This window comes from Pseudomonas pisciculturae, from assembly GCF_015461805.1.
GTDB classification, from domain to species: Bacteria; Pseudomonadota; Gammaproteobacteria; order Pseudomonadales; family Pseudomonadaceae; genus Aquipseudomonas; species Aquipseudomonas pisciculturae.
Genome location: NZ_JACVZE010000003.1, coordinates 642,528 through 650,896, shown reverse-complemented (window position 1 = coordinate 650,896; position 8,369 = coordinate 642,528). Strand labels below are relative to the sequence as shown.

The 8,369-nt window shown below is 57.1% G+C and carries 5 protein-coding genes and 2 rRNA genes; 3 read left to right on the top strand and 4 right to left on the bottom strand.

Annotated elements, in window-relative coordinates; translation table 11 throughout:
• The first annotated feature begins 78 nt into the window (after positions 1-78).
• From rrf (ICY20_RS11865) to ICY20_RS11855, 3 genes are all read left to right on the top strand, one after another.
• Positions 79-194 (top strand): 5S ribosomal RNA (rrf, locus tag ICY20_RS11865).
• A 109-nt stretch (positions 195-303) separates the two neighbouring features.
• Positions 304-419, top strand: a 5S ribosomal RNA gene (rrf, locus tag ICY20_RS11860).
• A 460-nt stretch (positions 420-879) separates the two neighbouring features.
• Positions 880-2,760: a methyl-accepting chemotaxis protein gene (locus ICY20_RS11855; RefSeq protein WP_159962969.1), complete on the top strand. Its 1,881-nt coding sequence runs from the start codon at positions 880-882 to the stop codon at positions 2,758-2,760.
• Between the two features lie 45 nt (positions 2,761-2,805).
• Here ICY20_RS11855 and ICY20_RS11850 read toward each other — a convergent pair whose 3' ends face one another.
• The 4 genes from ICY20_RS11850 to ICY20_RS11835 are packed head-to-tail and all read right to left on the bottom strand — an operon-like array spanning position 2,806 to position 8,359.
• Complete coding sequence (locus ICY20_RS11850; RefSeq protein WP_159962968.1) at positions 2,806-3,264, bottom strand: SRPBCC family protein; 459 nt, start codon at positions 3,262-3,264, stop codon at positions 2,806-2,808.
• Between the two features lie 18 nt (positions 3,265-3,282).
• On the bottom strand, positions 3,283-6,660 hold the full coding sequence (locus ICY20_RS11845) for an amino acid adenylation domain-containing protein (protein WP_194937567.1): 3,378 nt from the start codon (positions 6,658-6,660) through the stop codon (positions 3,283-3,285).
• Positions 6,657-7,604 (bottom strand): diiron oxygenase, encoded by a 948-nt coding sequence (locus ICY20_RS11840; RefSeq protein WP_194937566.1) that lies wholly within the window; start codon positions 7,602-7,604, stop codon positions 6,657-6,659. Before ICY20_RS11840 ends, ICY20_RS11845 begins: the two co-directional genes overlap by 4 nt.
• A complete protein-coding gene (locus ICY20_RS11835) occupies positions 7,601-8,359 on the bottom strand; it encodes a DUF3050 domain-containing protein (RefSeq protein ID WP_194937565.1) in 759 nt (252 codons plus the stop codon). The genes ICY20_RS11840 and ICY20_RS11835 overlap by 4 nt, the downstream gene beginning before the upstream one ends.
• Between the last annotated feature and the right edge of the window lie 10 nt (positions 8,360-8,369).

Below are 8,369 nucleotides of genomic sequence, written 5' to 3'. Positions count from 1 at the left end.
CTCACAAAACACCGAAAGCTATCACATACCCAATTTGCTGAAGCGAGGCCAACTGGTCACGACTCAGTACCCGAATTTCTTGACGACCATAGAGCATTGGAACCACCTGATCCCATCCCGAACTCAGCAGTGAAACGATGCATCGCCGATGGTAGTGTGGGGTTTCCCCATGTGAGAGTAGGTCATCGTCAAGATTAAATTCCGAAACCCCTGTTTGCTAACGCAAACAGGGGTTTTGTTTTTGTAGAAGTCCATGAATTCCATCGGCACGTTGCTAGTGCAACGCGCCGGTACACAGAATTTCTTGACGACCATAGAGCATTGGAACCACCTGATCCCATCCCGAACTCAGCAGTGAAACGATGCATCGCCGATGGTAGTGTGGGGTTTCCCCATGTGAGAGTAGGTCATCGTCAAGATTGAATTCCGAAACCCCTGTTTGCTAACGCAAACAGGGGTTTTGTCGTTTAGGTGCCCAGAGTCAGTGATCGGCAGCATGCCGATGCCCATTGTTGTGGGCAGCGAAGTGGCACCTATGACTTTTCTCGACAGTGGCTACGAGAGACTTCAATCCTTACAGACATGCGGGCGATGTCTTCCAATAGCTTTAGCGATAGCGCCCGAGCTTCAGTACTCAGTGGCAATGTTTCGGGTTAGAAACCGTTGCGGCTCTCTTTCTTGTATGACAACCGCCGGTCGGTTTCCCACGCAAAACAAAGATAAATCCTACAAAAAACTCAGTTTTGTTCCGGCTTGGCCGAAAGCCTGACGAGCCATGCGTGCACCGAAATAGAGCGGCTGCAAAAAGCTGCTTATCCCGCTCTAGGGACTGTACCACCCGGCACGCTAACCCCCCTTTGGCAAAAAGAAGTCGATGAAATGAATCTAAAGTTCAGTCATAAAATTCTGTTGGCTGCGTCAGGCGTCGTGGTTTTAGCCTTCGCGTTATTCACGCTGTACAACGACTATCTGCAGCGCAGTACCATCAAACAGAACTTGGAGTCATCCATCGAGCAATCGGGTGAGCTCACCGCCAGCAGCGTGCAAAACTGGCTCAGTGGCCGAATCTTGGTACTCGAAAGCCTCACGCAAAACATCGCCCATCAGGGCAGCAATGCTGACCTCGCTGGCTTGGTCGACCAGCCGGCATTCACCTCGAACTTCCAGTTCACCTATGTGGGCCAAACCAACGGCGTGTTCACTCAGCGTCCAGACGCAAAAATGCCCGACGGCTACGACCCTCGCCAGCGCCCTTGGTACAAGCAAGCCGTGGCCGCCGACAAACCCATGCTCACACCGCCTTACATGGCCGCAGTCGGTGGGCAGATCGTGACCATCGCTATGCCGGTGAAGAAGAACGGTGAATTGCTCGGCGTGGTCGGTGGAGACCTGAGCCTGCAGACCCTGGTGAAGATCATCAATTCGGTAGACTTCGGCGGTATTGGCCATGCGTTTCTGGTCAGCAGCGATGGCCAGGTCATCGTCAGTCCTGACCAGGACCAGGTGATGAAGAACCTCAAGGACATCTACCCCGGCACCCCGGTACGCATCGAAAAGGTCAGCCAGGACGTCGTCCTTAACGGCCAAGACCGCATCCTGTCATTTACCCCGATTACCGGTTTGCCCGGTGCAGATTGGTACATAGGCCTGTCGATCGATAAAGACAAAGCCTACGCACCGCTGGGTAAATTTCGCACTTCCGCTTTAATCGCCATGTTGATTGCCGTGGTCGCGATTGCAGTGCTCTTGAGCCTGTTGATCCAAGTGCTGCTGCGCCCGTTGACGACCATGGGGGTCGCCATGCAAGACATTGCGCAAGGCGAAGGCGACCTGACTCGTCGCCTGGCAGTCACCAGCAAGGACGAATTCGGCGAAGTCGGCAGTGCCTTCAATCAGTTCGTGGAGCGCATCCATGCCTCGATCTCCGAAGTATCTTCCGCTACTCGCCAGGTGCATGACCTGTCCCAGCGTGTAATGGCCTCGTCCAATGCCTCGATCATCGGCTCCGACGAACAAAGCGCGCGCACCAACAGCGTGGCTGCAGCGATCAACGAGCTTGGCGCCGCCACCCAGGAAATCGCACGTAACGCTGCCGATGCATCGCAGCATGCCAGCGGCGCGAGCGAGCAGGCGGACGATGGGCGTAAAGTGGTGGAGCAAACCATCCTGGCCATGTCGGCGCTGTCGCAGAAGATCAGCTTGTCCTGCACCCAGATCGAAACCTTGAACGCGAGCACCGATAACATCGGCCACATCCTCGACGTGATCAAAGGTATTTCCCAGCAAACCAACCTGCTGGCACTCAACGCCGCGATCGAAGCCGCACGCGCTGGTGAGGCCGGGCGTGGGTTTGCAGTAGTCGCCGATGAGGTACGTAACCTGGCTCACCGCACCCAGGAGTCTGCCGAAGAGATCCACAAGATGATCACCTCGTTGCAAGTGGGCTCGCGTGAAGCGGTGACCACCATGAATGCCAGCCAAGCCTCCAGCGAAGAAAGTGTGCAGGTCGCCAACCAGGCGGGTGAGCGTTTGGTCAGCGTGACGCAGCGAATCGTCGAGATCGATGGGATGAACCAGTCTGTCGCTGCCGCCACCGAGGAGCAGACCGCCGTGGTGGAAACCCTCAACGTTGATATCAACCAGATCAATCTGCTGAATCAGCAAGGCGTGACCAACCTCAATGAAACGTTGAAGGACTGTGATGCACTGTCGCAGCAGGCCAATCGTTTGAAGCAATTGGTCGACAGCTTCAAGATCTAATCCTGAAGCAGGCTGGGCAGAGGCGAATGAGTTCGCCTCTGCCCTTCAGCCAAGCAACCGGCTTGCATTCTCCAGCGCGCTATTGGCAAAGCCCTGTACAAACTGCTCAAACCCCACCTGTGTCACATCCTCTGGCTCGGCAATGATGGTCCAGGTCACTCTTGAGCACTCAACGTCCAGCGCTTCTACACGGATTGCCGCCCACAACCTGGCTATGCCCAGGGAGTTGTAGATCGTGGTCCACGTCATTTGCATGGCGTGGTCATCCCGGCTATTGAGTTGCTCCACTACACGATGCCCATCATGAAAATGTTTTGTACGCAGAGCGCCCACACCGGCTCCGGTCATTTCGGTGTGCGATATCTCAGGGATGAACGCATCAAACGCAGCGAACTGACCCACGAGTTGCCACAGTCGGGCGGCAGAGCAGTTGACTGCCACAGTGGCAATGATTGGAGCACCGTTGGGATTGCGGATTAACGTATCGGGCTGCAGCGATTTCATAAGGGGTCCTGGGGCGATTCAAAGAAAGCTGATGGTCTTGAGGTAAGCACAGCCTTTGTCTAACAACTGCGGGTCTTTTTCGGGATACTGCTCCCCCATCGCATGAACGCCGTGTCGTGCGTTGTCATGACGGACCATCGTCGTGTCTCCAATGTCCTCATCCAAGTGATCAAGGTAAAACCCGAGCACGCCAAACAGCGCGTTGTTCTGGTCCACCGTTCGCAGCGCCCGCTGCCAATGTGCAACGCTTACCCGCTCAAACCGTTGGCCTGCCCGGCTGAACGCGTCCAGGTAATGTTCCCAGCTCAAGGGGGTTGGATTGTGCAGGTTGAACACGTGTCGATCAGCGTGAAAATCAACGCCATGAAACGCAATGAAGCGCGCCAGGAAGTCCACCGGCATCAAATCGAAGTTCATATTCAGTCGAGGAACCAGGCCCAACTGCAGGGAGCCCTTGAGCATCAGCATCAGGCGGTTTTTCTGCGGCTGGCACACGCCGCTGTGACTGTTGAAGCTGATATTGCCGGGGCGATAAATGTTCACCCATGCACCTTGCTCAACCGCCCGCCCCAACCACCTTTCGGCAACCCACTTGGACAGGTTGTAGCCATTCTTGATGTACAGCGGCAACGTGGCTGCGGCCGGGGCTTCGAGGACATTGCCCAAGGAGTCGACGCTGCTTGAGGCCGACAATGTCGAGACGAAATTGAGAACCTTCTTGCGGCGGCTCTCGCACAGCCTCAGGCACTCAAGGACGGGATCGACGTTATCCTTGGCCAGTGATGTGTAGTCCAGCACATGGTTGACCCGTGCCGCGTTATGTATCAGCACGCCAAAATCTTCGGCGAGGTAGTCATACACGTCTCTGGCCAAACCCAGGCGCGCCAGACTAATGTCAGCGGCGAATACCTGCACCCGGCTCAAGTCCAGATGCTCCAGTTGGTATTCGCGCAATGCCTGGGTAAAGCGTGTCATCGCAGATTCACCCGGTGCTTCGCGTACCAGGCACGCGACTGCGGTTGCACCGTTGGCCAGCAGCGCTTCGACGATATGAACGCCGACAAAGCTGTTGGCTCCCGTCACGATCAATTTTTGCGGGTCGCCCGCGCAGCTCTTGGGCAGCATCTTGACCACCCATTCGCGCTCAGCGTCTTGTATGGCTTGGGTGGACGGCGCGCCGACAAGCTCACTGTTTTCAATCAGGGTGGCGAGCGTACGAATCGTCGGCACTTCAATGAAACGGCTCAGCGCAAAACTGCGACCAAATTGCTCACGAACGCGCAGCAACAAGATCGACAACAAGATCGAATGGCCGCCAAGGTCGAAGAAGCTCTCATCGATCGACACTTCGCCAACGGTCAGCCCTAGCAGCTCGCCCCATAGACTCTTCAATCGCGCTTGAAGCGGCGTTTGTGTGCTGTTGTGAGTCGCCTGCAAGGTGGGCCGAAGGGGCACTGCGAGCAACGCTTGCCGATCGACCTTGCCGTTATTGGACAAAGGCATGTTGGGCAGATCGACCCAGTAACCCGGTTGCATGTAGCGGGGTAAAGACTGCTGCGCATGCTGTTGCAATGCCGTCAATGTGGCGCCTGGTTCGGCTTGGCTGACAAAGCAGCGAATTCGGCATTCGCCGTCCACCACCACCGCTACCTGACGATAAAACCGACTGCTACGAAGACAGTGTTCAATTTCCTGAGGTTCGACGCGAAAGCCACGGATTTTTACCTGATCATCGCGGCGCCCACCCAGCAAAATTCCATCGGTGGTCCATTGTGCCAAGTCACCGCTGCGCAAAGCCCGCAAGGTCTCGCCGCCAGGTAGGGCGAGCTCGACGAAGGGGCTAAAACCCGTCGTTGGCGCGTTGATATACCCCAGGCTCACGCCAGGACCGGCGATGTACATCTCGCCCATCACCTCTTCATCGACCGGTTGCAAATCCTCATCGAGAATCAATACCCGGCTATTGGCAATGGGCTGGCCAAGGAGGCGATTGCTGTCACTGGAGCGCAGCTCCCGATGGGTGACCAACACCGTGGCTTCCGTGGGGCCGTAGAGGTTATGAAACCGGCACTGTGTTGCAAGCCGCTCGATCACAGGGGGCTCGCACACATCACCACCGGTCAGCAGGTGCGTCAGGCCCAGTGGTTGATCCAGCGGCAGGATGCTGAGCAGTGCGGGTGGAATAAACGCGTGGGTGACACGCTGGCGGTGCAGCAGGTCCAGCAGTTGCCGAGGATCATGCCGTTGCGCCTCGTTAGGAACGATCAACGTGGCGCCCGCTATCAGAGCAGGGAAAATATCGATCAGCGACGCGTCAAAACTCAACGACGAAAATTGCAGGACACGGCCCTGTTCATCCAGCGCCATGCAGCTTCGGTACCAGGCCGTGAAATGCGCCAGATTACCCTGACTGAGCATGACACCCTTGGGCTGTCCGGTGCTGCCCGAGGTATAGAGTGCCAGGCACGGCGCGTCAGGGCTGGGGCGATGGCGCATCAGCGGGTGGGTGATATCGGCCTCGCGCGAGTTCACAGTGCTGACATCCAGGGAGCTGAAATGCGCCCGCAAAGGGTGCTGGCCAGTATCCAGCAGCACACGGGCCCCGGCGCTTTCAAGCATCGCCTGATGGCGCTGAGGAGGGTGGCCCGATTCCAGTGGCAGATACACCGCACCACAGCCCAGCACCGCGAGAATACTTGCGTACAACTCGATGGATTTTTCCAGGTACACGCCAATCACCGGTGGTGTTTCGCCAAAGGTGAGCAGCGGATGTAACCGTGCCTGAATCGCCAGGGCAAACACCCGAAGTTGATCATAGGTCAGCTCATGGCCATCAATGTTCAGCGCGGGGCGCTCAGCGAAGGTGTGCAGGCTTGCCTGCAATCGTTCGATCACTGGCAGTTGGGCTTCCTGCATCAATGCAGGGTTTACCGTGCGGTTGAATCGATGCAGGAACGCCAGCCCTTCAAGTGCGCTCAAGCCCCTCTCGGGCCATTCATTGGCTATCGCCCCCGTCGTGAAAAAGCTGGGGTCGCGCGCGAAGCCACTGACGTGCAATGCCACCCATTCCACCAGCGTCGTTGTGGCTCGCCGACGCAGGCGCTGGCCATTCCCACTAGGTTCTTCGGCGATGTCCAACACGGCATACAAGCGTCGGCATTGATCATAAGCGCGTAGTTGCAGAGCCGGTAGGCCGCTGCCAGACACGGGGCCCACGCCCAGTCGCACGCTTATTCCTGGGGCTTGCTCGGGGTCAGTCACCAGCGGTTGGCTACCGTCTTCAATCCATAGATCGATGGCGTCCTCGCCAGAGGCATGCCCGTACTGCTCCAGCACCTGCCGGATGGCCTTTATAGCGTCGCTGGTACCGCTCCATCCGATGGTCAGGCGCCTCATGCCGTTCTCCCCGCCACTGGCAGGTAGGCACTCAGCGCTTGCGCCACGCTCGCCGTTTGCAGCAACCCGCTGTGTTGCAGAAAACCCAGGATATTGGCCAGCAATGGATGCTGACGAGAAATGGGGAACGCCAATGCCGTCACTTCATCGCTCAATGCGCGACGCAAATTCGCGCTGATATCCAGGTGTTCGATCAGGTGCAGGTCGAAGTTTTTCTGCAGGTCATTGGTCAGGTAATGCGCAAGAAACGTCGGCAGTGCTTGAGCGATGCTATCGCGGTCAGTCGAGGGCGCAGTCTGCCAATAAAGGCGCACCAGTCGTGTCCAGAATTGCGCGTGACGGCCTTCATCAAACAGGTGGTCGGCCATCAAGCCCCGGATGGAGGCTTTGACACTCTCATCTTTTGAAAACGCGGCTACATCCTGCGTCACCGTGTTTTCGGCAATGGCAACACCGATCAACTCGATCGCATCGCGCAGGTGGGGAGGAACCTGCGCCTGTGCCGCCGGCAATGCTCGACTCAGCTCGATTTGCGTAGGCAGGTCGAGCGGTTGGATACCGGTCATCGCCACGGTCTGCTGCAGGAAGTCCAATGCGACCAACGCGTGGTAATCCTCGTCCACGACGACGGTCATGGCGTCATAACGGCAGGCGAGGGGGAAGGGCAGCGAGAAACGATTCTTGGCAATACTGCGTGCGGTCTTGTCGACGATCTCGGTTTCGAAAATCACCACGTCGCTGATGAACTTGTAGAAGCTTTGCAACAGCACGAAGTCGCGGCACTGCGGACACTGTTCCAGAAAGGTCGCGCTGAGCACCAACGGCTGGCGGCACAGCGGGTAGATCAGCCTGTCATCGTTTTCCAGCAAGCGGCGAGGACGTGTGCGGATAGTTGCACGTCGCTCCCAGTCGTCGGCAATGGTCTGGTACTGCGCGATATTCATGGGCGCACCTCGTGCAGGGCGGCGCGCACCTGATCCCAGAGCGTAAGGCGACTTTCCACCGCGCCCAAGGCGCAGTCGTGAGCCTGTCGTGGGTAGGCCGGCTCTACGCTGACCAAACGCTCAAGCAACAATTGCGCTGCCGGCCCGTGACCCTGGGTGTCCAATTCGATGTGGCGTTTGAGATAGCCGCATAACAGGGGGCCTTGGTGCTGGATAAACGCCTCAGATTGCAGGATGCGCTCGAACATCGCCGGGATGACATGTTCGCGGCCGTGCAAAAAAGCGGCGGCCACGCAGTGGGTAGGAGCGTTCAGCGCAATGTTCAGCGTATCGCTGACAAAACGGGCTACGCCGGGGGGCGCAGCAATATCTTTCAAGGCTGCGTTCGCGTGCAGGTCTTGGCGTTGCAACCCAATAAATCGATTGATTGCGCAGGTGCTGGCGCCTATTTCGGTCATAGCCTCAAGGTACAGCTCGAAGTGGCTGCAATAGCCTTGTAGGGGGTGCTCGTCGGATTCTTCACCCAGCACGATTTCGTTGATCAGCCGTGCAGCCTGCGGGTCGGCGGGAGGCAGCCAGGGAAGCTGTGTGCAGGTCAGGTCTTGTTGCAGGCGTTTGGCGAGGGTCATGAAGTCCCAAACAGCGAATACATGACTTTCCATAAATAGTTGTAACTTTTCTATTGAAGTTATTTCAGTAAATAACGGGTGGTTACATAGTTGTAGTTGCTTTTGTTCAAGTAGCGTTTGGTGCATGGTCGATGCC

What these genes read in the sequence shown, in the direction of transcription:
- ICY20_RS11855 (WP_159962969.1), top strand. Translation starts at nt 880, where the DNA reads ATGAATCTAAAGTTCAGTCATAAAATTCTGTTGGCTGCGTCAGGCGTC.
- ICY20_RS11850 (WP_159962968.1), bottom strand. Translation starts at nt 3,264, where the DNA reads ATGAAATCGCTGCAGCCCGATACGTTAATCCGCAATCCCAACGGTGCT.
- ICY20_RS11845 (WP_194937567.1), bottom strand. Translation starts at nt 6,660, where the DNA reads ATGAGGCGCCTGACCATCGGATGGAGCGGTACCAGCGACGCTATAAAG.
- ICY20_RS11840 (WP_194937566.1), bottom strand. Translation starts at nt 7,604, where the DNA reads ATGAATATCGCGCAGTACCAGACCATTGCCGACGACTGGGAGCGACGT.
- ICY20_RS11835 (WP_194937565.1), bottom strand. Translation starts at nt 8,359, where the DNA reads ATGCACCAAACGCTACTTGAACAAAAGCAACTACAACTATGTAACCAC.